Origin of the sequence: Marivita sp. (assembly GCF_051859345.1) — a bacterium.
Taxonomy (GTDB): Bacteria; Pseudomonadota; Alphaproteobacteria; order Rhodobacterales; family Rhodobacteraceae; genus Marivita.
The window spans coordinates 1-953 of sequence record NZ_JBHYFV010000106.1; the positions used below are offsets into that span (position 1 = coordinate 1).

1 protein-coding gene is annotated in these 953 nt (G+C 58.2%); it reads right to left on the bottom strand.

The features are described from left to right. Positions 1-404: 404 nt before the first annotated feature. Positions 405-953 (bottom strand): IS21-like element helper ATPase IstB (gene istB / locus ACTIEN_RS22250; RefSeq protein ID WP_439525318.1); only part of this gene is annotated, 549 nt, incomplete at its 5' end.

Below are 953 nucleotides of genomic sequence, written 5' to 3' on the forward strand. Positions count from 1 at the left end.
AAGGTTGCTCATCATCCAGTCTCCTTTCGGAGCTTGAATCAGGCAGAGAGTCCAAAATCAATGGGTCCTGACCCTACCGCCCAATACTACCTACTCCGTACGACCTGTCGAGCCTTCGGATCGCCTTGGTCGGCCGACAGACCTTGCCTGCTGCTAAGTTTCTGGAGTTCACGCGGCGCAACCGGATGTCCGGTACATGAGGTCTGGGGCAAGACCGAGCTTGCCTTGGCGGCCATCGGATATCGTGTTCCGCATGGGAAGGGGACCAGATCACGGAGATAGCGCAGGCGCTTTGCCGGGCCGTTGTCCGGCTGCCTTGCTGTTGGGCAGCGTGTTGATTTCCAATCAGAACTGAGCCGGGTTTTCCTTCGAGAAGTGAGCCACCTCTGATTATGGATTTCGGTTCATGCTGGGGTCAAGTGCGGGTTTGTCTCCTTCTTTTTTTGTGCGGCGGCTGAACTTGCCTTGAAGCGGAAGCTATCGTTTCCGGACTCCAAGATGTGGCAGCGGTGTGTGAGGCGGTCGAGCAAGGCTGTGGTCATTTTGGCGTCACCAAAGACCGTGGCCCATTCGCTGAAGCTGAGGTTGGTGGTGATCACGACGCTGGTGCGCTCGTAGAGCTTGCTCAAGAGGTGGAATAGCATGGCCCCGCCCGAGGCGCTGAATGGCAGGTATCCAAGCTCATCGAGGATCACGAGGTCGAGCCGGGTCAAGCCTTCGGCGATTTGGCCGGCCTTTCCTTTGGCCTTTTCCTGCTCGAGGGCGTTGACCAGTTCGATGGTCGAGAAGAAGCGGACCTTGCGACGGTGATGCTCGATAGCCTGGATACCGAGTGCCGTTGCGACGTGGGTCTTTCCTGTGCCTGGGCCACCGATCAGGACCACATTCGGGGCACCGTCCATAAACTCGCAGCGGTGCAGGGTCCTGACAGTGGCTTCGTTGATCTCGCTGGC